Origin of the sequence: Herbaspirillum sp. NPDC087042 (genome assembly GCF_044745245.1) — a bacterium.
Classification (GTDB): Bacteria; Pseudomonadota; Gammaproteobacteria; order Burkholderiales; family Burkholderiaceae_D; genus Herbaspirillum.
In genome coordinates this window covers 59,846-82,808 of record NZ_JBIUZW010000005.1, presented here as the reverse complement: position 1 = coordinate 82,808, position 22,963 = coordinate 59,846, and the positions used below count along the sequence as shown (strand labels likewise).

Here is a 22,963-nt window from a genome sequence, read left to right as displayed (position 1 = left end):
TCCCGACCAACATCTGCCCTCCTGCCCGCCATGCTTCGCCTGATCCCCGCCCTTGTCGTTGCCCTGCTGCTATCGGCCTGCGCCAGCCCCACCCCGCCGGCCTCGCGCATCGATGTCGAACAATTGCTGACCCTGCAGAAGACGCGCCTGGATGTGGCCGCGCCGGTGGCCCGCAGCAAGTGGAATTCGCACGCGCCCATCGATGATCCGGCGCGCGAGGCGCTCATCCTCGATGACGTGGCGGCACGCGCGCAGTTGCTCAAGCTCGATCCCCAATGGACAGTCCGTTTCTTCCAGGACCAGTTCGATGCCGGCAAGATCGTCCAGCGCGACCTGCACCGCCAGTGGCGCGCCAAGCAGCGACCACCCTTCGCCGATCCGCCCGATCTGGCGCGGCAGGTACGCCCGGTACTGGATCGCCTCACCCCCGATCTGCTGACCGTGCTGGTGCGCCTGCAGGGCCACTGGTGTGAGCCGGGCGTGCAACGCGCACTGGCCGAACTGGAGCCCGAGATCCTGGGTGCCGACTATGCGCCCAGCGTGCGCGAACAAGCCACCGAGGCCTTGCACTGCCAGCAATGAACAGGCGAGCAAACCAGGCGGGCAAGCCTGGTTTGCCAAAAAGATAACGTCGCGCAAATGCGACTAACTCTCTGATTCTGGAGGCAAATTTCTTTGCTGTCCTGCAGCATTTTGAGGTCAGGAGTAGAATTCGGATTGCTGTTCACGCGCACATCCGCGCGTGCAGTCCCTCATTCCGAACTCCCCCGCCATGTCCGACGATTCATGTAGTCCCAGTCCTTCCGCGCCGGCGCGTCCGCTCGCGCCGGTCAAGGTCACCCGGCAGATCATTGCCACCGCTTTCTTTACCTTCCTGGTGTACCTGGCCATCGGCATCCCGATGGCGGTCTTGCCGGGTTACATCCACCTGGACCTGGGCTATAGCTCGGTGATCGCCGGCCTGGGTATCAGCGTCCAGTATTTCGCCACCTTCGTCAGCCGCGCCAATGCCGGCCGCATGATCGACACCGTCGGTCCCAAGCAGACCGTCATGCGCGGCATGCTGCTGTGCTCGGGCAGCGGCGCGCTGCTGCTGCTGTCGGCACTGGCGCAGCCGCTGCCGTTCCTCTCGCTGGTCCTGCTGTTCTGCAGCCGCGCCTTGCTGGGCCTGGGCGAGAGCCTGGTCGGTACTGGCGCCATCATGTGGGGCGTGGGTCGCGTGGGGTCCGAGAACACGGCCAAGATGATTTCCTGGAATGGCATCGCCACCTATGCGGCGCTGGCCATCGGCGCGCCGTTGGGCGTGGTGCTGGACCGCTCGCTGGGCTTTGCCGTGATCGGCCTGGCCGGCATGCTGCTGACGGTGCTGGGCTACGTGCTGGCACGCGGCGGCCCGGTCACCCCGGTGGTGCAGGGTGAACAACTGTCCTTCAAGCTGGTGCTGCGCAAGGTGTTTGCCTATGGCATGGGCCTGGCCTTCGGCACCATCGGCTTTGGCTCGATTGCCACCTTCATCACCCTGTACTACGCCGACCAGCATTGGAGCGGCGCAGCCTTCGCGCTGACGGCCTTCTCCAGCGCCTTCGTCGGTGCGCGCCTGCTGTTCGCCAATTCGATCACCCGCTTCGGCGGCTATCGCGTGGCGGTGGTGAGCTTCCTGACCGAATCGGTCGGCCTGCTGCTACTGTGGAGCGCTGCCACGCCGGAACTGGCCTTGCTGGGTGCGGGCCTGGCCGGCTTCGGTTTTGCGCTGGTGTTCCCTTCGCTGGGCGTGGAAGCCGTCAACCTGGTGTCGCCCGCCAATCGCGGCGCGGCGCTGGCGGCGTATTCCGTCTTCCTCGACCTGGCACTGGGCATCACCGGTCCGGTGGCGGGAGCGATTGCTGGCCAGCTGGGTTATCCGCAGGTCTTCCTCTTCGCGGCCATTGCGGCCATCGGCGCGGTCGCCCTGTCGCTGTCACTGTATCGCAGCGCGCTGCAACGCCGCTCGCATTGAACGACGCTGCGGGCTAGCCTGAGCAAGAGGCCGACAGGATCTTCCTGTCGGCCTCTTTGCTTTGGCGGATATCCTTTATCGAAAAAACCGGTTGAATTGCGGAACACCGGCCCCACTCTCATATCCATACCATCGTTGGTGATTTGCAATAGAATCGCCATGTTGTGTTCACCCGCTTACGAAAAACCGAACAGCTAAAGGAGCGAAAGATGGCAAAGAAGAACGTTGCAGCCCCCTCGATCAACATCGGCATCAACGACAAGGATCGCAAGAAGATCGCTGATGGCCTGTCCAAACTGCTGGCCGATACCTACACGCTGTACCTGAAGACCCACAACTTCCACTGGAACGTGACCGGTCCGATGTTCAACACCCTGCACCTGATGTTCGAAGGCCAGTACACCGAGCTCTCGCTGGCGGTGGACCTGATCGCCGAACGTATCCGCGCCCTGGGCTATCCGGCACCGGGTTCGTACAAGGAATTCGCCAAGCTGTCCTCGATCCCCGAAGCCGATGGCGTGCCTAACGCCCAGGAGATGATCGCCCAGCTGGTGGCCGGCCAGGAAGCCGTGACCCGCACCGCGCGCTCGCTCTTCCCCACGGTCGACGCCGCCGCCGATGAACCGACCGCCGACCTGCTGACCCAGCGCATGCAGCTGCATGAAAAGAATGCGTGGATGCTGCGCAGCTTACTGGAAGGCTGATCGGCACCAAGCCACATCACCGGACACAAAAAAACCATCCTCGCGGATGGTTTTTTTTCGTCCCTTGCGGCTGCGTCAGGCAGCGTAGAGGTCGGCCAGCGCGCGTGTCTTGCGCTCGCCCACCGGCACCAGATAGACACTGCTGATGACCGCCACCATGTCGGCCCCCTGCTCCACCAGCGGCACGGCATTCTCCAGCGTGATGCCGCCGATCACCACCACCGGCAGCGGAATGTCACGCCGCGATTGGGCGATGATCTCCGGTGCAGTGCGGAAGTCATACTTTTTCACGCGCGACGGATAGAAGCCACCGAAGGCCACGTAGCTGGCGCCGTCGCGATAGGCTGCGTGGGCCAGCTCCAGCGTGCCGTAGCAGGACGCACCGACGATGCGATCCGGTCCCACCGCTTTGCGCACCTCGGCAATGGAGGCATCGGTGCCGCCAACGTGGATGCCATCGGCGTCGAGCTCCAGGCACAGATCCACATGGTCGTTGATGATCAGCGGCACCTCATATTGACGGCACAGGGCCAGCAAGGCGCTGGCCTGGTCGCGCCGCTGCGCGGGGCCGGCGGTCTTGTGGCGATACTGCACCAGCGCGGCGCCATTCTGCAGGGCCAGCTCGGTGGCGGCCAGCAGCTGGGCGGTGTCGTCCCAGTCGGGCGTGACGATGTAGAGGCCACGCAAATGCTTGGAATAATCGGGTTTCATGTCAGGCTCCTGCCGCGAAGGCGGACTCAAATGCGGCAACACGGTTGGGGATACGCTGCCCCGCCGCGATGGCATAGGAAGTGGATAAGGCGTGCTGGGTGTAGTGCTGGGCCTGGTCGATGGCTTCGCGCATGGGCAGGCCACGCGCCAGGCAGGCCGACAGCGCCGCGGCCAGCGTGCAGCCGCTGCCGTGGAATTCGTCGGGCAGGCGACTCCAACGCCAGCGCGCGCTTTCGATGGCTTCTTCGGCGAACTCGGAACGGAACAGCTGGCCATACCAGCGATTGATCACGTCCTCCTCGTGCGGGCCATGGCCGCCCTTGAGCAGCACATGGGCGCAACCGCGCTGCATCAGCAAGGCCGCCTGCCGCGCCGGACTCACATCACCACAAAGACGACGCGCCTCGTTGAGGTTGGGCGTGATGACGGTGGCCAGCGCATAGAGCGGCTCGATCACGCGGGCGGCATCGTCACGCGAGAGCTGGTCGCCACGGCCATTGGCCAGCACCGGATCGAGCACCACCGGCATGGCCGGATTGCGCTGGCGCAGTTGCCCGATCAGGGTGGCGATCATCTCCGCATTGGCATGGCTGCCGGCGATGCCCAGCTTGACCGCGGCGATATCGAAGCGGTCGATCAGCACTTGGGCCTGGTGACGCACCAGCTCGGGATCGAGCGCATGCACCGCGAACACGCTGACGTTGTCCTGCACGGTCAGCGCAGTCGGCACCGACAGCGGGTGGCATCCCAAGGCCGTAATGGCCGGGATGTCGGCCTGCATGCCGGCGCCGCCGCTGGGGTCGGAGCCGGAGAACACCAGCACGCAGGGCGGCGTGGCGCGATAGGCTGCGTCCATGCTCAAGCCACGCGCCCGGCCATGGGCGAGGAAGGCGAGGCATTGAACTTGCGCGGGATGCGGCCGGAGAGGAAGGCTTCGCGGCCCGCCTCCACGGCCAGCTTCATCGCGCGTGCCATGCGGATGGGGTCGCGCGCACCGGCGATGGCGCTGTTCATGAGCACGCCATCACAGCCCAGTTCCATGGCGATGGCGGCGTCCGAGGCCGTGCCCACGCCGGCATCGACCAGCACCGGCACGCGCGCCTGCTCGATGATGAGAGACAGGTTCCAGGGATTGAGGATGCCCATGCCCGAGCCGATCAGCGAGGCCAGCGGCATGACCGCCGATACGCCCAGGTCTTCCAGCATGCGCGCCTGGATCGGGTCGTCGCTGCAGTAGACCATCACGTCGAAGCCATCCTTGACCAGGGTCTCGGCGGCCTTGAGTGTCTCGGGCATGTTGGGGAAGAGGGTCTTCTCGTCGCCCAGCACTTCCAGCTTGACCAGCTTGTGGCCACCCAGCAGTTCACGCGCCAGTTGCAGCGTGTAGACCGCATCGGCGGCGTTGTAGCAGCCAGCGGTATTGGGCAGGATGGTGAATTCGGAGGGCGGCACCGCATCCAGCAGGCTGGGCGCGTTGGGGTCCTGGCCGATGTTGACGCGGCGGATGGCCACCGTGATGATGTCGGCGCCGCTGGCAACAGTCGCCGCGCGGGTCTCGTCGAGATCCTTGTACTTGCCGCTGCCCACCAGCAGGCGTGAGCGGTAGGTCTTGCCGGCGATGGTCAGGCCCGGATCCTCTTTCTGAAGGGGGGCGTCATTCATGTTCATGTCGATTCCTTGTGTGTAGGGTGCGCGTGCGGGGGGCTGACCAGGTCAGCCACCACCGATGGCGCGCACCACGTCTACCTTGTCCGCCTCGGCCAGCGCGTGCGAGGGCCAGCGCGCGCCCGGCACCACCTGGCGGTTGACCGCCACCGCCACCGCCTTGCCGGCCAGGGAGAGGCCGGCAATGAGCTGTTCCAGCGTGGCGCCGTCGGGCAGCGGATGAGGCTTGCCGTTCAGTTCGATCTGCATGGCCGCGCTTACTGCTTGGAGTAGATCTCGGCGCCCATCTTGACGAACTCGACCGACTTGACTTCCATGCCCTGCTTCAAGGCGGCGATCTCGGAGATGCCTTCCTTGGCGGCGTAGTCGCGCACTTCCTGGGTGATCTTCATGGAGCAGAAGTGCGGGCCGCACATGGAGCAGAAATGCGCCACCTTGGCCGAATCCTTGGGCAGGGTCTCGTCGTGGAATTCACGCGCCTTGTCGGGATCGAGGCCGAGGTTGAACTGGTCTTCCCAACGGAACTCGAAGCGCGCCTTGGACAGTGCGTTGTCGCGGATCTGCGCACCCGGATGGCCCTTGGCCAGGTCGGCGGCGTGGGCGGCGATCTTGTAGGTGATGATGCCGTCCTTCACATCCGTCTTGTTGGGCAGGCCCAGGTGTTCCTTGGGAGTGACGTAGCACAGCATGGCCGTGCCGTACCAGCCGATCTGGGCGGCGCCGATACCGGAGGTGATGTGGTCGTAGCCGGGGGCGATGTCGGTGGTCAGCGGGCCCAGGGTGTAGAAGGGTGCCTCGTCGCAGTATTCCAGCTGCAGGTCCATGTTCTCCTTGATGAGATGCATGGGAACGTGGCCGGGGCCTTCGATCATGACCTGCACGTCGTGCTTCCAGGCGATCTGGGTCAGCTCGCCCAGGGTGCGCAGCTCGCCCAGTTGGGCTTCGTCGTTGGCGTCGTAGATCGAACCCGGACGCAGACCATCACCGAGACTGAAGCTGACGTCATAGGCCTTCATGATTTCGCAGATCTCTTCGAAGTGCTCGTAGAGGAAGGATTCGCGGTGATGCGCCAGGCACCACTTGGCCATGATGGAGCCGCCGCGCGAGACGATGCCGGTCATGCGCTTGGCCGTCAGCGGCACGTATTGCAGGCGTACGCCAGCGTGGATGGTGAAGTAGTCCACGCCTTGTTCGGCTTGCTCGATCAGGGTGTCGCGGAAGATTTCCCAGGTCAGGTCTTCAGCCTTGCCGTTGACCTTTTCCAGCGCCTGGTAGATCGGCACGGTGCCAATCGGCACCGGCGAATTGCGGATGATCCACTCGCGGGTTTCATGGATGTTCTTGCCGGTGGACAGGTCCATGACGTTGTCGCCGCCCCAGCGGATGGCCCAGGTCATCTTTTCCACTTCCTCGCCGATGGAGGAAGTCACGGCAGAGTTACCGATGTTGGCGTTGATCTTGACCAGGAAATTGCGGCCGATGATCATCGGCTCCACTTCCGGGTGGTTGATGTTGGCGGGGATGATGGCGCGACCGCGCGCGACTTCCTCGCGCACGAACTCGGGCGTGATCTCGGCGGGAATCGCCGCACCGAAGGACTGGCCGGGGTGCTGGCGCCCCATCATGTCGGCCAGCTTGCCGCCCATGGGGCCGGACGCCTTCAGCTGCTCCAGGTACTCCTTGCGGCGCATGTTTTCGCGGATGGCGATGAACTCCATCTCGGGCGTGATGATGCCGCGACGCGCATAGTGCATCTGCGAGACGTTAGCGCCATCCTTGGCGCGGCGCGGCTTGCGGTGCAGGTTGAAGCGCAGCTCGGCCAGGGCCGGGTCGTTGAGGCGCTGCTGGCCGTATTCGGAGGTGGGACCGGGCAGCTCTTCGGTATCGTCGCGTTCCAGGATCCAGGACAGACGCGGCGTGGCCAGGCCGGCGCGGATGTCGATCTTGACGTCCGGATCGGTGTAGGGACCGGAGGTATCGTAGACGTAGATGGGCGGGTTCTTTTCCGAACCGAACATGGCCGGGGTATCGGCCTGGCTGATCTCGCGCATGGGTACGCGGATATCCGGGCGGGAGCCGGTCACATAGATCTTGCGGGAATTCGGGAGAGGCTGGACGGCTGCCTCGTCGACGGTGGCCGTCGCGGACAGGAATTTCGGGTTGGCATTCATTTCGGCTCCTTTGCTTGATGACTCTTGGCTCGGAGCCAGCAAAGGAGGTTACGGAAGAGGACGGACGGCGGAGGGTGATACGGTGCCGTGGGTACGTCATGCTGCCGGTTGCTTCCCTTCGCTGGCATTATCCAGATCAGGTTCAAGGGTATTTCTCACCCGGCTGCCGGAATGTGCTCCAGCGCCAGGACCCCTAGCGATGCGACGCTGTCCGTTGGTACGGTCGGCGTCGTGGGGCGGATTCTACACCGATGGTCGTGGCTGGCAAGCTCTGCCCGGCAAAAGATCTTTCTTGCACCACGGGAACGTTCGTCAAATAACGAGATAGTCACAAAAAAATTACGTCGAAATTTAACTAAAAATCAAAAAAATTTACCATCTCGCAATGTGAGAAACTTTCCGCGTGGTATATTTTCCGCGAGGAAATTGCGTTGTACTGTCGGCAAGCAGCCGTCCGCCACAAGACCATGACGACGCAACCCATCCTCTTCCCGCTTTTCGCCATCGCCGTAGCCGTAGCCAGCGGCGTCAAGCAAGGGACCCGGCAGACGGGCAAGGGGGCCTGAACCGTCCGGCTGCCACCGGAACACCAGACGACGCGTCGCGCCCATGCGGGCGTATGCCGGGGGGCATGCGCGACTGGCAAGCAGATCCACGGCGATCCCATACCGCCGTCAGCAAACAAGACACATGACTCTCACACTCAGTCGCAAGACACTGATGGTGCGCACCCTGGTCGCCGCCATCGGCGCCAGCTTCGCCTCGGGCTGCGCGGTCGATCCGGCCACCGGCCGTCCCTCCCTCAAGGAAGCCTTCGCCAGCGACGATCCATGCTCGCAGAACGCCCGCAACATCGGCATCGGCGTGGGCGTGCTGGCCGGCGCCCTGCTGGGCCGCCAGGTCGGCGGCGACAACAAGGGCTTGCTGGTCGGCGCGGCACTGGGTGGCGTCGTCGGCGGCCTGATCGGCAATGACATCGACAAGCGCCGCTGCGAGCTGGCCAAGATCGCCAAGCAATACCAGCTCGACGTGCAAGTCACCTCACTGGACAGCAAGGGAGAGGCCATCACCGCCGGGGACGATGCCAAGGCCAGACAGGACACGGCCGGTTCGGTGGTCGAGGTGCGCGATCCGGCCGGTGCCGGCGGCCATTTCGAGAGCAATTCGGACCAATTGACGCCACGCGCCCGGCTCTACTTCGCCGCCATCGCCGACACCTACGACCTGCGCAAGAACGCCGCCGCCATCCAGGATCCGAAGTTGCGCCAGCAATATCTGGACAAGATGGCCCAGCGCAAACTGCTGCTGGTCGGTCATACCGATGACACCGGCTCGTCCCGGCTCAATGCCGACCTGTCCGAACGTCGTGCGCGCACGGTGTCGCGCTTCATGCAGGAGCATGGCGTGCCGGCGGTGTCCCTGTATTTCCAGGGAGCCGGCGAGTTCTATCCGGTGGCCAGCAACGAGACCGACGAAGGCCGGGCGCAGAACCGCCGGGTCGACATCGTGGAACTGGGTGACAAGGCCAGCTTCGACAACTATCTGGCTGCACGGCGCCCGCGCGTGGAGTTCTACCGCCAGGCCATGAACCAGGCAGAAGTCGATGCGGCTGCCAGCCAGGTCGCACCACCAGCCACCAGGGTGGGCAACGTCACCGGCACCAGCAGCGGCACCACCGGCGCCACCCCGCGCGCCCAGGCATCCACGGCCAGGAAGAATGGCAATACCGCCGCCAGCAAAGACGAGGCCACGCCCGCCGACAACGCGACCGCAGCCGCGTCCGGCAAGGCGAGCACGGCGACCACAGCGACCACAGCGACCACAGCGACCACAGCGAGTGTGCGCCCCGGCACCACCACCGCTGGCAACTGGATCGATTTCGGCGGCGCCCCACTGGTCGCCTCCAACGAGGTGGCCAGCATCGGCAAGGTCGAGGGTCGCAAACCCTTCTTCTCCCTCATCAGCCCCGCCTATGCGGATGAACCACCGGTACTGGCCGACTGCACCCGCGACCGGCCGCGTGCGGCCAACAGCGTCAAGGCACTGGCCGACGGCCGCACCTACCGGACCAGCGAACATATCCCCGGCCTGTACGGCAAGACCTGGACCGACCAGGTCAACGGCCATCAGGTGGTGATCAACCGCATTGCTGTCCTGGCCGGCGATGGCGCCCTGGCCAATCCGCCCGAGTTCAAGGTCTACAAGAACTACGATGCCGCGCGCCGTGGCAACACCAAGCCGGACGTGACGCTGCAGCCCGAGGTCAACACCTATCTGGGTAGCCGGGGCTTGCTGTATCGGGTCTTCCTGCGCGGCCAGGGTGGCATGCAGTGTGCAGACATCGTGTTCGACAGCCAGGGCGCCGCCACGGCCAAGACCGGACGCCTGGTCTACCTGCGCGCCAGCACGCCTTACGTGGCCGATTTCAAACCCAAGATGTACCAATGAACCAATAACCAGAACATCCGGATCCGGGAGCCCCTATGAAAGAATTCTTCGATACCTATCCATTGGCTGCGTGGAGCGTGGTCAGCGTCCTCATGGCCGCCGTCGTCATCATGACCCTCTGGGAGAAGGTCAAGTGGTGGTGGTTCAACACCTGGGTCAGCTTCCCGCTGATCGGCCGCATCGCCCGCCTCTCGCGCGACGTCAACGAAGATGCCAGCTTCCCCGGCTGGTACAAGGGCGAGCGCACGCTCTGCCAGGAATACAAGGACTTCGTCCACGTCCAGGACGAGCATGACTTCAACGAGAAGGTCACCTATCTGACCAAGGCCGGCGACAATGGCCGCAAGGCCACACCCAACTGGATCTGGCTGCTGACCATCTCGATGGTGTTCGTGGAGGCGATGGGTTTCTCCTACGTACTGGCCGGCTATACCCTGCCGGGCGCCAGCGAGAATCTGCAGCAGACCGGTGCCTATGGCATCGCCTTCCTGATCTCGGTGATCCTGGTGGCCTTCACCCACCTGGCCGGACATGAACTCTACAAGTCCGAGCGCATCAAGCACGCCCGCCGCGAATGGATTGAGAACGGCCGCAAGCCCAAGCTCTTCACCGGCACCATCCCGCTGGCACGCGCCCAGTCCGCCGATGACGACATGCCGACCTTCACCCAGCTGTGCAACCGCGTCGGCGCCCACCCGGGCTACAAGATCACCATCCTGACGGTCATCTTCGTGCTGCTGGTGGCAGGCCTTGCCACCTATGTGCGCGGCCAGGTACTGGAGCGTGAGCTGGAAGCGCGCGTGACCCTCAGCAGCAGCCAGGCCAACAGCGCCGCCCGCTCCGCCGCCGGTAGCCTGGACATGTCCGCTTCCAACGTGCGCCTGCCGGCCGAGGACGATGCCGCCAATCGCGCGGCGGACCGCAAGGCCGTGGCCGACGAGGCCGACATCGACCGTCACGGCGGCTGGGCCACCTTCATCGTGCTGGCGTTCGTGTTCGTCTTCCTGCAGATCCTGGGAGTGATCTTCGGTTACCGCTGGGGCTTCGCCGGCGAGAACAGCGCCCAGGCCTATCGCGATATCGGCAACGGACGCTACTCCAGCTACAGTGCCGTGCGCGAACACTATCGCCGCATCGCCGACACGGCGCAGGCCAGGCTGTCGGTGCTGCAGCAGAAGATGATGATGCGCAACAGCAGCGAAGGCACCTCGGGACAGCACCTGACCAAGACCTTCCGCGATTTCATGCAGGAAACCCGCCTGGCCGATGCCGCAGAACGCGTCAACGAGCGCACCCACGCCGCCGCCGTGGCCATGCACCATGCCACGCCACTGCAGGCGGCAGCCCCCGTGGCGGCGGCCGTGTCCGCGCCGGCGGCAGCGATCACACCCCGCCCGACCAGCAGCGACAGCCTGCAGGACACGATGGCCCAGCTCGATGCCCTGGGCGAAGACAAGGACGCCAAGAAGAAACTGATGGCGCAACTGCCCGAGGAACTCAACGTGCGCGTGCGTGAGGAACTGAAACGTCGCAAGGACGAGCGCGAACGCAAGGCACGCGAAGCCGATGCCGAGCTGGAGGACCTGCTGTGATGAAGTGGTCTGCGCTGTTGCTCATCGCCAGCCTGGCTGGCGCCGATGCCTGGGCTGGTGCCATCGATGCCATCCCGACCTGCCACGACAACAAGCTGGTCGGTGCACCCGCCGCCACGCTGGAGACCGAGCTGTTCGTCGCCATCGACCAGACCACCCTGCTTGACGGGGGCCTGAAGCAATCGGTGGCCGACAACCTCAAGCCCTTCCTGACACCGGCCAACGGCTTCCAGGTCATCACCTTCTCGGCCTATACCCAGGGGCATTACACGGAAGTGCTAGCCTCCGGCCGGCTGGATGCGACGCTGGATCCGGCCCGCCGCAACGACATCTCCAAGACCGCCCTCGCCAAGTTCGACCAGTGCATGACGCGCCAGCCGCAACTGGCCGCGCAAGTCGCCGGGACTGCCTTGCGCAGCGCGTTTGACGGCACCAGCGGTGAGATCGCCAAGTCCGACGTGCTGGCCAGCATCAAGGCCATCGCCGAACTGAGTCGCAAGTCCAAGGCCCGTAACAAGGTCGTGCTGCTGGTCTCGGACATGCTGGAAAACTCCTCGGTCTCCAGCTTCTATGCCGACCATGGCCACAGCGTGCGCAAGATCGATCCGGCCCGGGAAATGCAGCTGGTCGAGCAGAACCAGTTGCTGGGCGACTTCGGCGGGGCGCGGGTCTATGTGATCGGTGCCGGCCTGCTCAGCGAAGACGCGAAGAAGAGCAAGAGCTACCGTGATCCCAAGACCATGCAGGCCCTGGCAGGTTTCTGGAAGACCTACCTGGAAAAGTCCGGCGCCCAGCTGGTTGAATTCGGCCAACCTGCGTTGCTCAGTCCCATCCGCTAAGGCCGACAGGCCAGGCGGTGGGCATCGCGTTGTAGCGATGCCCCGTCATTGGCTCCACGGACTGAGGAGTTGCAGACCTGTGTATTGAAAGTCTTTCAGGTTGCGTGTGATCAGGGTCAGACCGTGGGCCATGGCGGTGGCCGCGAGCAAGCTGTCGATGGCGGGCAAAGGTCGCCCGGCCTGGGCTTGCAGGCGCCCCCATCGGTCCGCCACGACGGCATCCACCGGCAGGACACGACCGGAAAAATATCTGGGAAGCTCGGTCTCCAACCAATCCAGCAGGCTCAGCTTGCGGGCATCTTGCTCCAGCGCATCAATCCCCTTGCGCAAGGCCCCCAGGGTCAGCACGCTCAGGTAGAGCGTATTAGCCGGACGCGCAGCGAACCACTGCAGCACGCCCGGGTCCGGTGTGCGACGACGCAGCTCCGACAGCACGATGGTATCGATCAGGTAGCTCAAAAGTCCACCTCACGGGCGGGACTGTCATCGCGACTGAGGTCGATATCGTCACGATCGAACAGTGGCGAGCCCTGCATGAACTCCACCAGCGACCGGCCGGCGCCGCTCAGGCGCTCGTAGTCGGCCTTGGACAATACGACAGCGACAGACCGGCCATGCCAGGTGATCTCCTGGGGACCACTTCGCTCCGAAGCACGGAGCAATTCCGACAACTGGGCCTTGGCCTCCTGGATTTGCCATGTTCGCATAGGCCTCTCCAAATCTGACTATTCTAGTCAGACAATAGCACGATTGCGCTGGCGTACCAGCAGCGGGGCCTCCAGATGTCGCAATTTGCGGCCTCCTTCGACGGATTTGGGGAGCACCTCCCTTGGCGTCCCTTATAATGTCCGGTTTCGCCACACACACGTCAAATCATGGAATTAGCCAAGTCGTTCGAGCCCGCCGAGATCGAGAAATTCTGGCGCGAGGAATGGGAAAAGCGCGGTTACTTCGCCGCCACCACCGACGCGGAGAAGCCCTCGTTTTCCATCCAGCTGCCGCCGCCCAATGTGACCGGCACCCTGCACATGGGTCACGCGTTCAACCAGACCATCATGGATGGCCTGACGCGCTACCACCGCATGCGCGGTCACAACACCGCCTGGATCCCCGGTACCGACCACGCCGGTATCGCCACCCAGATCGTGGTGGAGCGCCAGCTGGATGCACAGAAGGTCTCGCGCCACGACCTGGGCCGTGAAAAATTCGTCGAGAAGGTGTGGGAGTGGAAAGAGAAATCCGGCTCCACCATCACCGGCCAGATGCGCCGCATGGGCGCCTCCACCGACTGGGCCCGTGAATACTTCACGATGGACCCGAAGATGTCCAAGGCCGTCACCGAAGTGTTCGTGCGCCTCTATGAGCAGGGCCTGATCTACCGCGGCAAGCGCCTGGTCAACTGGGATCCGGTGCTGGGTACCGCGGTCTCCGACCTGGAAGTGGTGTCGGAGGAAGAAGACGGCTCCATGTGGCACATCAAGTACCCGCTGGCCGATGGCAGCGGTCACATCGTGGTAGCCACCACCCGTCCGGAAACCATGCTGGGCGACGTCGCCGTGGCCGTGGATCCGACCGACGAGCGCTACGCCGCGCTGGTGGGCAAGATGCTCAAGCTGCCGCTGGTGGGCCGTGAGATCCCCATCATCAAGGATGAATACGTCGACAAGGAGTTCGGTACCGGCTGCGTGAAGATCACCCCGGCCCACGACTTCAACGACTACCAGGTCGGCGCCCGCCACAACCTGGAGAAGATCAGCATCTTCACCCTCAAGGCGACCATCAGCGAGAACGCCCCCGAGAAGTACCAGGGCCTGGACCGCTTCGAGGCGCGCAAGCAGATCGTGGCCGACCTGGATGCGCTGGGCCTCCTGGAACTGGTCAAGCCGCACAAGCTGATGGTGCCGCGTGGCGACCGTACCGGCGTGGTCATCGAACCGATGCTGACCGACCAGTGGTTCGTGGCCATGAGCAAGCCGGCACCGGAAGGGACCTACTTCCCCGGCAAGTCGATTGCCGAGACCGCGCTGGAAAAAGTCTCCTCGGGCGAGATCAAGTTCGTCCCCGAGAACTGGACCAATACCTACAACCAGTGGCTCAACAACATCCAGGACTGGTGCATCTCGCGTCAGCTGTGGTGGGGCCACCAGATCCCGGCGTGGTACGACGAGGAGGGTGGCATCTACGTTGCCCGCACCGAAGAAGAGGCCCGTGCACAAGCCGGCGGCCGTGCCGTCAAGCGCGATGAAGACGTGCTCGACACCTGGTTCTCTTCGGCACTGGTACCCTTCTCCACCCTGGGCTGGCCGGAAGAAACCCCGGACTACAAGCTGTTCCTGCCCTCCTCTGTGCTGGTGACCGGCTTCGACATCATCTTCTTCTGGGTCGCGCGCATGGTCATGATGACCACGCACTTCACCGGCAAGGTGCCGTTCGATACCGTCTACGTCCATGGTCTGGTGCGCGATGCCTCGGGCCAGAAGATGTCCAAGTCCAAGGGCAATACGCTGGACCCGATCGACCTGATCGATGGCATCGGCGTGGATGAACTGGTGGCCAAGCGTACCGTGGGCCTGATGAATCCCAAGCAGGCGACCAGCATCGAGAAGGCCACCCGCAAGGAATTCGCCGATGGCATTCCGGCCTTCGGCACCGATGCGCTGCGCTTCACCTTCGCCTCGCTGGCGACCCTGGGCCGCAACATCAACTTCGACCTGAACCGCTGCGAAGGCTATCGCAACTTCTGCAACAAGCTGTGGAACGCCACCCGCTTCGTGCTGATGAATACTGAAGGCCAGGACTGCGGCTTCGACGGTCACGTCAAGGGTGTCTGCGACAAGGAACAGCTGCAATTCTCCAAGGCCGACCGCTGGATCGTGTCGCTGCTGCAGCGTACCGAAGCCGAAGTGGAAAAGGGCTTTGCCGACTACCGCTTCGACAACATCGCCACGGCCATCTACAAGTTCGTCTGGGACGAGTACTGCGACTGGTACCTGGAAATGGCCAAGGCCCAGATCCAGAGCGGCAACGAGGCGCAACAGCGCGCCACCCGCCGTACCCTGCTGCGCGTGCTGGAAAGCGTGTTGCGCCTGGCCCATCCGGTGCTGCCCTTCATCACCGAACAGCTGTGGCAAAGCGTGGCGCCGCTGACGGACCGCAAGCCCGATCCGGCCGGCGACTCCATCATGCGCCAGGCCTATCCGCGCCCGGACCTGGAAAAGATCGACACCGAAGCCGAAGCCTGGGTCGCCCAGTTCAAGGCCTACACCGATGCCTGCCGCAACCTGCGCGGCGAGATGCAACTGGCGCCGTCGCTGCGCGTGCCGCTGATCGTGGAAGCCAGCGACGCAGCCTCCATCGAGTCCTACCTGCCCTACCTGCAAGGCCTGGTGCGCCTGTCGGAAGCGCAAGTGGTGACGCAGCTGCCGGAGTCGCCGGCACCGGTGGCCATCGTCGGCGAAGTCAAGCTGATGCTGAAGGTGGAAATCGACGTGGCCGCCGAGCGCGAGCGCCTGGGCAAGGAAGTCACCCGACTGACCACCGAGATCGCCAAGGCCAATGGCAAGCTGTCCAACGAAAGCTTCGTGGCGCGCGCGCCCGAGGCCGTAGTGGCGCAGGAGAAAGAGCGCGTGGCCAACTTCAGCGCGACGCTGGAGAAGGTCAAGGAGCAACTGGCCAAGCTGAAGTAAGCTAGCCCCTGCCCGCTGAAAAGCCGCCGTCCCCTGCCGGGGCGGCGGCTTTTGTTTTTTGTGCTTGCCTTGCGACCCGGCCTTGACTAGACTGGTTCGAAAAAATTAGAACAATCGTGCTTTTTTAGAATGTCGCATTGATAACCAGGAGACCAGCATGCCCCGTATCACCTCCCCCTCCCGTCTTTCCACTGCAGCCGTATTGATGGCCGGCCTGCTGGCCAGTGCCGCCGCCTGGGCCGATGGCTCGCCGGTGGGCCTGTGGAAGAGCATCGACGACGCCAGCGGCAAGCCCAAGGCATTGATCCGCATCAGCGAAAACAATGGCGAATTGAGCGGCAAGATCGAGAAGCTCTTCCGCGCGCCCGATGAAGACCAGAACCCGGTCTGCCAGAAGTGCGAGGGCGAGCTCAAGGACCAGCCCGTCGTCGGTATGACTATCCTGTCGGGCCTGAAGAAGGATGGGGAAGAGTACAACGGCGGCCAGATCCTCGATCCGGCCAATGGCAAGGTCTACAAGAGCAAGCTGACGGTGGTCGATGATGGCCAGAAGCTCAACGTGCGGGGCTATATCGGCATGCCCATGCTGGGCCGCACGCAGATCTGGCTGCGCGAGCAGTAAGCCGTCCGTTCAGGCGGGCCGCGATGCCTTGAGGACGTAGCGGTCCAGCTCACGCGCGAAGGCGCGTCCGTCGCCGGCGCTGAAGGCGGCCGGGCCGCCGGTTTCCACGCCGCTGCTGCGCAGCTCTTCCATGAAGTTGCGGGTGCTGAGATGGTGGCCGATGTTCTGGGTCGTATAGAGCTCGCCACGCGGATTGAGCGCCAGCGCGCCCTTGGCCACCACGTCGGCGGCCAGCGGAATGTCGGCGGTGACTACCAGGTCACCTGGGGCGACCTGGCGGGCGATCTCGCGGTCGGCCACGTCGAAGCCGGCGCTCACCACCATGGACTTGATGTATCGGGAAGGCGGTGTGCGCAGGGGTCGGTTGGCCACCAGCGTGACCTGGATGCCGGTGCGGTCAGCCACGCGGAACAGCATGTCCTTGATCACGCCCGGACAGGCATCCGCATCCACCCAGATGGCCATGGCTGACAGCGCCTGCCTGGGGTCAGACGAAGGAGACGGTCAGGCCCGGCAGGGTCACGCCGGAAAAGGCCGTGGTCCAGGTCTGTCCAGCCTCGATCGGGCAGGCGTCGGTCCAGGTGCCGGTGCTGATGATCTCGCCGGCCTGCAGCTGGCGGAAGCGCGATTGCTTTTGCAGCAACTGGTGCAGGTGCCACAGCGCGTGCAGCGGGCTATCCATCTCGTCGTTGCAGAAACCGGCAGCGCGCAGCACGCTGGAGGTTTCGGTGGTGCAGGACAGCGAGACGCTGGCACTGGCCAGGATCTGCGGCAGGTGGTGACGGGTGGCCGTGGACAGCACGTGCGGCTCGCCCACGATCAGGGTGCCGTGCAGGCCGAAGGCGGCGATCGAATCGGCCACCGTGAACTCCCACTTGGCGAAGGGGCAGACCACGATCTCGAAGCCATGCGCCATCCATTCCAGGCAATCGGCCAGGTCGTCCAGCGAGGCGCCGGGCGCGGGTGTCTTGCCGAGCTTGAAGACGATCTCCGGCTCGATGCGCGGCTGCACCGCCCCGCTCAGGGATTGCAGACCATGATTGTCTTCGGCGAAGCGTACCGTGGTGTCGTACATCGGCGCCCAGGTCGGGATACGGGCATCGTCGATGATGCCGTAGCGTTCCCAGTGCTTGCGCACCACGAAACCGATCTTGCGGCCGATGGGCTGCTCGCCCTGGGCGACGCGGATATTGCGGATGCTGTGCGCGATGTCGTAGGCATCTTCCACCGATAGCGGTTCGGACTCGGAGATGCGCGGGATGATCTGAGACTGAGCCCGCGCATCGAGCAGTTGATGCGCGTAGCGAAGGGCTTGGCTCGACATTAGCATGGAGGGCTCACATCGAAAGATAGTGAATAGCTATCCATTGTCGATGACGATTAGTTTTTGCACAAGCAAAAACTCGCTTTTATCCGAGATTCAAGTCAAATTTCAACGGATTGTCTTGCCCTGTGCAAAGCGCTTTTTCATGCACTGCAAAAATGCACGAAACGATGAGAATCACGCCGACTCCAGCAATGGAATCAGCCTCCCCACAACTCGCCATTGGGGCCGGTGCGCGGCGCGGCGACACCAAAGTGCTGGTAGGCCGCCGAGGTGGCGATGCGGCCACGGGGCGTGCGTTGCAGGTAGCCTTGCTGGATCAGGTAGGGTTCCAGCACATCTTCGATGGTGTCGCGTTCTTCACCGATGGCCGCGGCCAGGTTGTCCAGGCCGACCGGACCGCCGCCGAACTTGAAGAGCACCGCCTCCAGCAACTTGCGGTCCATCAGGTCAAAACCGACCGGGTCCACATCCAGCATGATCAGGGCCGCGTCGGCCATCTCGCGGGTGATGCGGCCCTCGCCCTTGACCTCGGCATAGTCGCGCACGCGCCGCAGCAGGCGGTTGGCAATACGGGGGGTACCGCGACTGCGGCGGGCGATCTCCAGCGCGCCCTCATCGACGATGGGCGCGTTCAGCAGGCCGGCGCTGCGGGTGACGATACGCGCCAGCTCGGGCGGGGTGTAGAACTCCAGACGGGCGACGATGCCGAAACGGTCGCGCAGCGGGTTGGTCAGCATGCCGGCGCGAGTAGTGGCGCCCACCAGGGTGAAGGGCTGCAGGTCCAGGCGCACTGAACGCGCGGCCGGGCCTTCGCCGATCATGATGTCGATCTGATAATCTTCCAGCGCCGGATAGAGGATTTCCTCGACCACCGGCGACATGCGGTGGATCTCGTCGATGAAGAGGACGTCGTTGGCTTCCAGGTTGGTCAAGAGTGCGGCCAGGTCACCGGCGCGCTCCAGCACGGGGCCGGAGGTCTGGCGCAGGTTCACGCCCATTTCGCGGGCGATGATGTGGGCCATGGTGGTCTTGCCCAGGCCGGGCGGGCCGAACAGCAGGGTGTGGTCGAGCGGCTCGCCGCGCTTGCGGGCGGCCGAGATGAAGATCTCCAGCTGGGCGCGCACCTTTTCCTGGCCGACGTATTCGTCCAGGTGCTTGGGCCGCAGGGCACGTTCGATGGCCTCCTCGTTGGCCGAGGCCGGGGTGGCGGCGATGATGCGCTGTTCGGAGAAATCGTCGGTCTGGATGCTCATGCTCTAATCCTTGTCTGCCCGGGCTCAGGCCTTGGAGAGCGCCTTCAGGGCAAGCTTGATGCCGTCCGAGACGCTGGCGTCCTTGGGCACCTGCTTCATGGCCAGGGTCGCTTCCTTGTCCGAATAACCCAGCGCCAGCAAGGCATTGAGGATGTCGGCCGAGGCATCGCTGTGCACCACCCCTGCCACCGCGCCGAGATCGGCCCCCAGCTTGCCCTTGAGCTCCAGCAGCAGGCGCTCGGCGGTCTTCTTGCCGATGCCCGGCACACGCGTCAGGCGGCCGGCTTCCTGCAGGGTGACGGCCTGCGCCAGGTCGGCCACCGACATGCCCGAGAGGATGGACAGCGCCGTGCGGGCGCCCACGCCGGAGATCTTGATGAGCTCCTTGAAGGTATTGCGTTCTTCCGCCGTCCCAAACCCGAACAGGATGTGGGCGTCCTCGCGGATGGCCAGGTGGGTGAGCAGCGTGACCTTCTCGCCCAGGCCAGGCAGGTTGTAGTAGGTGCTCATGGGCACGGCCACTTCATAGCCGACACCCTGGCAGTCGACCAGCAGGTTGGGCGGGATTTTTTCTAGAAGGATTCCGGAGAGGCGACCGATCATGGCGTCAATGATGTGCGTGGGATGCAGCTTCTGTGATAATCCCCGGATGATACAGCACTGTTCGGATAAACAGTGTCGAACCACACCCGCCCGCATGAAGACAAAGGATAACCATGGCCGGTAGCGCCCTCTTCGCCCTGATCGACGATATCGCCACGATATTGGACGATGTTTCCCTGATGACCAAGATGGCCGCCAAGAAGACCGCCGGCGTGCTCGGTGACGACCTGGCCCTGAACGCCCAGCAGGTCAGCGGCGTGCGCGCGGAGCGTGAATTGCCGGTGGTCTGGGCGGTCGCCAAGGGTTCGCTGAAGAACAAGGCCATCCTGGTGCCGGCGGCACTGGCCATCAGCGCCTTCATTGCCTGGGCGGTGACGCCGCTGCTGATGCTGGGGGGCGCCTTCCTCTGCTTCGAGGGTTTCGAGAAGCTGGCCCACAAGTATCTGCCGCATGAGGAGGGCCATCACGACGTGGCCGCCAACTCTCCCACAGAGACCGACCCGGTGGCCTACGAGCGCGACAAGATCAGGGATGCCGTGCGTACCGACTTCATCCTCTCGGCCGAGATCATCGCCATTACCCTGGGCACCGTGGCCGGCGCGCCGCTGCAACAGCAGATCACGGTGCTGGTGGGCATCGCCCTGATCATGACGGCAGGGGTCTATGGCCTGGTGGCGGGCATCGTCAAACTCGACGATGGCGGGCTGTACCTGCGGCAGAACGCCGGTCCCGGCAGCCTGGGTCGCCTCAAGGCAGGCGTCGGCCGCGCCATCCTGGCCGCCGCGCCGAAGATGATGCGCAGCCTGTCAGTGATCGGCACGGTCGCCATGTTCATGGTCGGCGGCGGCATCCTGACGCATGGCCTGCCCTTCGCGCATCACGCCATCGAGCAGGCTGCCACGGTGGCGGGCGACATGGCGGTGATCGGCCCGGTACTGCACGCGGTGACGCCAGCGGTGTTGAACGCCGTCTTCGGTGTGGTGGCAGGTGCCGTGGTGCTGGTGGTAGTGCTGCTGGCGCAGCGCCTGGTCAAGCTCGTCAGGAAAACCTAGCCCACCAGCCGGCCACCGCGCATGCGGATGCCCTTGCGCGCCAGCGCCGGGGCCAGCGCCCCCAGGTCGGACAGGACCCCACCCCCGTGCGCATGGCAGATCGCCACGCCCAGCGCATCGGCAGCATCGGTGCCGGGCAAGCCCGGCAACTTCAGCAGGCGCGCCACCATCTCCTGCACCTGGGCCTTCTGCGCCCGTCCATGGCCGGCCACGGCCTGCTTGACCTGCAGCGCCGTGTATTCGGCCACGGCCAGGTCGGCCGCCACCAGCGCGCAGATCGCCGCCCCGCGCGCCTGCCCCAGGAGCAGCGTGGATTGCGGGTTGACGTTGACGAAGACCTTTTCGATGGCCGCACAATCCGGCGTGTAGGTACGCACCACCTCGCCCACGCTGGCAAGGATGACCTTCAGGCGCGACGGCAAATCGCCATCCGGCGTCTTGATGGTGCCGGAGGCGACATAGGAAAGCGTGTTGCCCTGCTTGTGGATGACCCCGAAACCGGTGGTGCGCAAGCCAGGGTCGATACCGATGATTTTCATGCCCGCCAGTCTAACCGATCGCGGCGCGCATGATGATGCCTTGGCGGAAAGCAAAACGCCCGGCGCATCGGCCGGGCGTCTTGCTTGCAACAGTCACGTGAGCCGTGCGGTATCAGTGACGGAAGTGACGGGTACCGGTCAGCAGCATCACGACATCGCGCTCGTTGGCGGCGTCGATGACTTCCTGGTCACGCATGGAGCCACCCGGATGGATGACGCAGGTAGCACCCGCATCGACCACCACGTCCAGACCGTCGCGGAACGGGAAGAAGGCGTCGGAGGCCACGGCCGAACCGGCCAGGGTCAGGCCGGCATTCTGGGCCTTGATCGAGGCGATACGGGCGGAGTCGATGCGGCTCATCTGGCCGGCGCCGACACCCAGGGTCATGCCATTGCCGCAGAACACGATGGCATTGGACTTGACGAACTTGGCCACGCGCCAGGCGAACATCAGGTCTTGCAGCTGCTGCGGGGTCGGCTGCTTCTTGCTGACCACCTTCACATCGGCCAGCAGCACGTTCTTGGCATCCGGCGACTGCACCAGCAGGCCACCGCCGACACGCTTGAAATCGTAGCCGTTCAGGCCCGTGCCCAGGGGGATTTCCAGCAGGCGCACGTTCTGCTTGGCGGCGAAGATCTGCTTGGCTTCAGCGCTGAAGGACGGGGCGATCAACACTTCCAGGAACTGCTTGGCCACCGCCTCAGCAGCAGCAGCATCCACTTCGCGGTTGAAGGCGATGATACCGCCGAAGGCCGAGGTCGGGTCGGTCTGCAGGGCCTTGCTGTAGGCTTCCAGCGGGTTGGCGCCGATGGCCACGCCACACGGATTGGCGTGCTTGATGATGACGCAGGCAGCTTCAGTGGCCGGGTCGAAGCTCTTGACGCATTCCCAGGCGGCATCGGCATCGGCGATGTTGTTGAAGGACAGTTCCTTGCCCTGCAGCTGAGTGTAGTTGGCCAGGGCGCCATCGACCTTCTTGATGTCGCGGTAGAAGGCGGCGCTCTGGTGCGGGTTCTCGCCGTAGCGCATATCCTGCACCTTCTCGAAGTGCAGGTTCAGCGTGGACGGATAGGCGCTGCGGGTGGCGTGTTGCTTGTCTTCACCCAGGGCGGTGAAGTAGTTGGTGATGGCGCCGTCGTACTGGGCGGTATGCGCGAAGACCTTCTTGGCCAGCGCGAAGCGCTTTTCGTAGGGCAGGTCGCCGCCGGACTTCAGCTCGGCCAGCACACCCTCGTAGTCGGTCGGATCGCAGATGACGATGACGTCCTTGTGGTTCTTGGCCGAGGAACGCAGCATGGCTGGGCCGCCGATGTCGATGTTCTCGATGGCGTCTTCCAGGGAGCACTCTTCCTTGGCAACCGTCTGCTGGAACGGGTACAGGTTCACCACCACCATGTCGATGGTCGGGATGCCGTGCTGGTCCAGGGCCGCCACGTGCTCGGGGAAGTCGCGACGGGCCAGGATGCCGCCATGCACCTTGGGATGCAGCGTCTTGACGCGGCCATCCAGCATTTCCGGGAAGCCGGTGTAGTCGGCCACTTCGGTGACCGGGACGCCATTGTCAGCCAGCAGCTTGGCAGTGCCGCCGGTGGACAGGATGTTGACGCCCATGGCGGACAGCGTGCGCGCGAATTCGAGCACGCCTGCCTTGTCGGATACGGAAATGAGTGCTTGTTTGATCATGGTAGGCAAGACTGGTAAAGGAAGGGAAACCTGAAAACCGTGGAAAGGAAGCTGTGGCTGCCCGCACCGCC

The 22,963-nt window shown here is 64.2% G+C and carries 22 protein-coding genes and 1 riboswitch; of the genes, 9 read left to right on the top strand and 13 right to left on the bottom strand.

Going from position 1 to position 22,963, the window contains the following annotated elements; all coding sequences use genetic code 11:
• Positions 1 to 30 precede the first annotated feature (30 nt).
• The 3 genes from aroQ to ACIPHN_RS08990 all read left to right on the top strand — a co-directional run bounded on the left by aroQ (position 31) and on the right by ACIPHN_RS08990 (position 2,700).
• Entirely contained in the window at positions 31 to 582 is a 552-nt protein-coding gene (gene aroQ, locus ACIPHN_RS09000; protein ID WP_400435371.1) for a gamma subclass chorismate mutase AroQ, read from the top strand.
• Positions 583 to 772: 190 nt separating this feature from the next.
• Complete coding sequence (locus tag ACIPHN_RS08995; RefSeq protein WP_400435369.1) at positions 773 to 1,996, top strand: MFS transporter; 1,224 nt, start codon at positions 773 to 775, stop codon at positions 1,994 to 1,996.
• Between the two features lie 209 nt (positions 1,997 to 2,205).
• Positions 2,206 to 2,700: a Dps family protein gene (locus ACIPHN_RS08990; protein ID WP_400435368.1), complete on the top strand. Its 495-nt coding sequence runs from the start codon at positions 2,206 to 2,208 to the stop codon at positions 2,698 to 2,700.
• A 75-nt stretch (positions 2,701 to 2,775) separates the two neighbouring features.
• Here ACIPHN_RS08990 and thiE read toward each other — a convergent pair whose 3' ends face one another.
• From thiE to thiC, 5 genes are read right to left on the bottom strand one after another with little or no spacing between them, the layout of a single operon-like run.
• A complete protein-coding gene (gene thiE, locus ACIPHN_RS08985; protein ID WP_400435366.1) occupies positions 2,776 to 3,411 on the bottom strand; it encodes a thiamine phosphate synthase in 636 nt (211 codons plus the stop codon).
• A gap of 1 nt (position 3,412) precedes the next feature.
• Positions 3,413 to 4,267 (bottom strand): hydroxymethylpyrimidine/phosphomethylpyrimidine kinase, encoded by an 855-nt coding sequence (locus ACIPHN_RS08980; protein WP_400435364.1) that lies wholly within the window; start codon positions 4,265 to 4,267, stop codon positions 3,413 to 3,415.
• Positions 4,268 to 4,269: 2 nt separating this feature from the next.
• Positions 4,270 to 5,079, bottom strand: a complete 810-nt coding sequence (locus ACIPHN_RS08975; RefSeq protein WP_400435362.1) for a thiazole synthase — start codon at positions 5,077 to 5,079, stop codon at positions 4,270 to 4,272.
• A 45-nt stretch (positions 5,080 to 5,124) separates the two neighbouring features.
• The gene (gene thiS / locus ACIPHN_RS08970) at positions 5,125 to 5,325 is read right to left on the bottom strand and encodes a sulfur carrier protein ThiS (RefSeq protein WP_400435360.1); all 201 of its coding nucleotides are present in this window, start codon (positions 5,323 to 5,325) and stop codon (positions 5,125 to 5,127) included.
• 8 nt (positions 5,326 to 5,333) lie between these two features.
• Entirely contained in the window at positions 5,334 to 7,247 is a 1,914-nt protein-coding gene (gene thiC / locus ACIPHN_RS08965) for a phosphomethylpyrimidine synthase ThiC (RefSeq protein ID WP_400435358.1), read from the bottom strand.
• Positions 7,248 to 7,343: 96 nt separating this feature from the next.
• Positions 7,344 to 7,452, bottom strand: a riboswitch (TPP riboswitch).
• 485 nt (positions 7,453 to 7,937) lie between these two features.
• Here thiC and ACIPHN_RS08960 point away from each other — a divergent pair.
• Genes ACIPHN_RS08960 through ACIPHN_RS08950 form a run of 3 tightly spaced genes read left to right on the top strand, consistent with a single transcriptional unit; the run spans position 7,938 to position 12,126 of the window.
• Complete coding sequence (locus ACIPHN_RS08960; protein WP_400435356.1) at positions 7,938 to 9,695, top strand: OmpA family protein; 1,758 nt, start codon at positions 7,938 to 7,940, stop codon at positions 9,693 to 9,695.
• 35 nt (positions 9,696 to 9,730) lie between these two features.
• Positions 9,731 to 11,287 carry a hypothetical protein gene (locus ACIPHN_RS08955; RefSeq protein ID WP_400435354.1) on the top strand — a complete coding sequence of 519 codons (1,557 nt, stop codon included), beginning with the start codon at positions 9,731 to 9,733 and terminating at the stop codon, positions 11,285 to 11,287.
• Positions 11,287 to 12,126 (top strand): hypothetical protein, encoded by an 840-nt coding sequence (locus ACIPHN_RS08950; RefSeq protein ID WP_400435352.1) that lies wholly within the window; start codon positions 11,287 to 11,289, stop codon positions 12,124 to 12,126. Before ACIPHN_RS08955 ends, ACIPHN_RS08950 begins: the two co-directional genes overlap by 1 nt.
• A gap of 45 nt (positions 12,127 to 12,171) precedes the next feature.
• On the opposite strand, the gene ACIPHN_RS08945 is transcribed toward ACIPHN_RS08950, so the two are convergent.
• Both ACIPHN_RS08945 and ACIPHN_RS08940 read right to left on the bottom strand, forming a co-directional pair.
• Positions 12,172 to 12,585, bottom strand: a complete 414-nt coding sequence (locus tag ACIPHN_RS08945; RefSeq protein WP_400435350.1) for a type II toxin-antitoxin system VapC family toxin — start codon at positions 12,583 to 12,585, stop codon at positions 12,172 to 12,174.
• Positions 12,582 to 12,833 (bottom strand): type II toxin-antitoxin system Phd/YefM family antitoxin, encoded by a 252-nt coding sequence (locus ACIPHN_RS08940; RefSeq protein WP_400435348.1) that lies wholly within the window; start codon positions 12,831 to 12,833, stop codon positions 12,582 to 12,584. The genes ACIPHN_RS08945 and ACIPHN_RS08940 overlap by 4 nt, the downstream gene beginning before the upstream one ends.
• A 168-nt stretch (positions 12,834 to 13,001) precedes the next feature.
• Between ACIPHN_RS08940 and ACIPHN_RS08935 the strand changes: the two genes are divergently transcribed.
• The gene (locus tag ACIPHN_RS08935) at positions 13,002 to 15,812 is read left to right on the top strand and encodes a valine--tRNA ligase (RefSeq protein WP_400435346.1); all 2,811 of its coding nucleotides are present in this window, start codon (positions 13,002 to 13,004) and stop codon (positions 15,810 to 15,812) included.
• Positions 15,813 to 15,969: 157 nt separating this feature from the next.
• Positions 15,970 to 16,434, top strand: a complete 465-nt coding sequence (locus tag ACIPHN_RS08930; protein WP_400435344.1) for a DUF2147 domain-containing protein — start codon at positions 15,970 to 15,972, stop codon at positions 16,432 to 16,434.
• A 9-nt stretch (positions 16,435 to 16,443) separates the two neighbouring features.
• On the opposite strand, the gene ACIPHN_RS08925 is transcribed toward ACIPHN_RS08930, so the two are convergent.
• From ACIPHN_RS08925 to ruvA, 4 genes are all read right to left on the bottom strand, one after another.
• Positions 16,444 to 16,899, bottom strand: coding sequence for a YaiI/YqxD family protein (locus ACIPHN_RS08925; protein ID WP_400435342.1), 456 nt, complete (start codon positions 16,897 to 16,899; stop codon positions 16,444 to 16,446).
• Between the two features lie 22 nt (positions 16,900 to 16,921).
• Positions 16,922 to 17,764: a 2-keto-4-pentenoate hydratase gene (locus ACIPHN_RS08920; protein WP_400435340.1), complete on the bottom strand. Its 843-nt coding sequence runs from the start codon at positions 17,762 to 17,764 to the stop codon at positions 16,922 to 16,924.
• A 194-nt stretch (positions 17,765 to 17,958) separates the two neighbouring features.
• Positions 17,959 to 19,014 carry a Holliday junction branch migration DNA helicase RuvB gene (ruvB, locus tag ACIPHN_RS08915; protein ID WP_400435338.1) on the bottom strand — a complete coding sequence of 352 codons (1,056 nt, stop codon included), beginning with the start codon at positions 19,012 to 19,014 and terminating at the stop codon, positions 17,959 to 17,961.
• A gap of 24 nt (positions 19,015 to 19,038) precedes the next feature.
• Positions 19,039 to 19,617 (bottom strand): Holliday junction branch migration protein RuvA, encoded by a 579-nt coding sequence (gene ruvA, locus ACIPHN_RS08910; protein WP_400435336.1) that lies wholly within the window; start codon positions 19,615 to 19,617, stop codon positions 19,039 to 19,041.
• Between the two features lie 113 nt (positions 19,618 to 19,730).
• Here ruvA and ACIPHN_RS08905 point away from each other — a divergent pair, with 113 nt between their 5' ends.
• A complete protein-coding gene (locus ACIPHN_RS08905; RefSeq protein ID WP_400435334.1) occupies positions 19,731 to 20,669 on the top strand; it encodes a DUF808 domain-containing protein in 939 nt (312 codons plus the stop codon).
• Here ACIPHN_RS08905 and ruvC read toward each other — a convergent pair.
• Together ruvC and purH are read right to left on the bottom strand one after the other, a co-directional pair.
• Positions 20,666 to 21,208 carry a crossover junction endodeoxyribonuclease RuvC gene (ruvC, locus tag ACIPHN_RS08900; RefSeq protein WP_400435332.1) on the bottom strand — a complete coding sequence of 181 codons (543 nt, stop codon included), beginning with the start codon at positions 21,206 to 21,208 and terminating at the stop codon, positions 20,666 to 20,668. The two genes, ACIPHN_RS08905 and ruvC, sit on opposite strands and share 4 nt — an antisense overlap.
• Before the next feature lie 112 nt (positions 21,209 to 21,320).
• Positions 21,321 to 22,892: a bifunctional phosphoribosylaminoimidazolecarboxamide formyltransferase/IMP cyclohydrolase gene (purH, locus tag ACIPHN_RS08895; RefSeq protein ID WP_400435330.1), complete on the bottom strand. Its 1,572-nt coding sequence runs from the start codon at positions 22,890 to 22,892 to the stop codon at positions 21,321 to 21,323.
• Positions 22,893 to 22,963: the final 71 nt, after the last annotated feature.

Coding starts and splice junctions, on each gene's coding strand:
- aroQ (WP_400435371.1), top strand. CDS start 31: ATGCTTCGCCTGATCCCCGCCCTTGTCGTTGCCCTGCTGCTATCGGCC.
- ACIPHN_RS08995 (WP_400435369.1), top strand. CDS start 773: ATGTCCGACGATTCATGTAGTCCCAGTCCTTCCGCGCCGGCGCGTCCG.
- ACIPHN_RS08990 (WP_400435368.1), top strand. CDS start 2,206: ATGGCAAAGAAGAACGTTGCAGCCCCCTCGATCAACATCGGCATCAAC.
- thiE (WP_400435366.1), bottom strand. CDS start 3,411: ATGAAACCCGATTATTCCAAGCATTTGCGTGGCCTCTACATCGTCACG.
- ACIPHN_RS08980 (WP_400435364.1), bottom strand. CDS start 4,267: ATGGACGCAGCCTATCGCGCCACGCCGCCCTGCGTGCTGGTGTTCTCC.
- ACIPHN_RS08975 (WP_400435362.1), bottom strand. CDS start 5,079: ATGAACATGAATGACGCCCCCCTTCAGAAAGAGGATCCGGGCCTGACC.
- thiS (WP_400435360.1), bottom strand. CDS start 5,325: ATGCAGATCGAACTGAACGGCAAGCCTCATCCGCTGCCCGACGGCGCC.
- thiC (WP_400435358.1), bottom strand. CDS start 7,247: ATGAATGCCAACCCGAAATTCCTGTCCGCGACGGCCACCGTCGACGAG.
- ACIPHN_RS08960 (WP_400435356.1), top strand. CDS start 7,938: ATGACTCTCACACTCAGTCGCAAGACACTGATGGTGCGCACCCTGGTC.
- ACIPHN_RS08955 (WP_400435354.1), top strand. CDS start 9,731: ATGAAAGAATTCTTCGATACCTATCCATTGGCTGCGTGGAGCGTGGTC.
- ACIPHN_RS08950 (WP_400435352.1), top strand. CDS start 11,287: ATGAAGTGGTCTGCGCTGTTGCTCATCGCCAGCCTGGCTGGCGCCGAT.
- ACIPHN_RS08940 (WP_400435348.1), bottom strand. CDS start 12,833: ATGCGAACATGGCAAATCCAGGAGGCCAAGGCCCAGTTGTCGGAATTG.
- ACIPHN_RS08935 (WP_400435346.1), top strand. CDS start 13,002: ATGGAATTAGCCAAGTCGTTCGAGCCCGCCGAGATCGAGAAATTCTGG.
- ACIPHN_RS08930 (WP_400435344.1), top strand. CDS start 15,970: ATGCCCCGTATCACCTCCCCCTCCCGTCTTTCCACTGCAGCCGTATTG.
- ACIPHN_RS08925 (WP_400435342.1), bottom strand. CDS start 16,899: ATGGCCATCTGGGTGGATGCGGATGCCTGTCCGGGCGTGATCAAGGAC.
- ACIPHN_RS08920 (WP_400435340.1), bottom strand. CDS start 17,764: ATGCTAATGTCGAGCCAAGCCCTTCGCTACGCGCATCAACTGCTCGAT.
- ruvB (WP_400435338.1), bottom strand. CDS start 19,014: ATGAGCATCCAGACCGACGATTTCTCCGAACAGCGCATCATCGCCGCC.
- ruvA (WP_400435336.1), bottom strand. CDS start 19,617: ATGATCGGTCGCCTCTCCGGAATCCTTCTAGAAAAAATCCCGCCCAAC.
- ACIPHN_RS08905 (WP_400435334.1), top strand. CDS start 19,731: ATGGCCGGTAGCGCCCTCTTCGCCCTGATCGACGATATCGCCACGATA.
- ruvC (WP_400435332.1), bottom strand. CDS start 21,208: ATGAAAATCATCGGTATCGACCCTGGCTTGCGCACCACCGGTTTCGGG.
- purH (WP_400435330.1), bottom strand. CDS start 22,892: ATGATCAAACAAGCACTCATTTCCGTATCCGACAAGGCAGGCGTGCTC.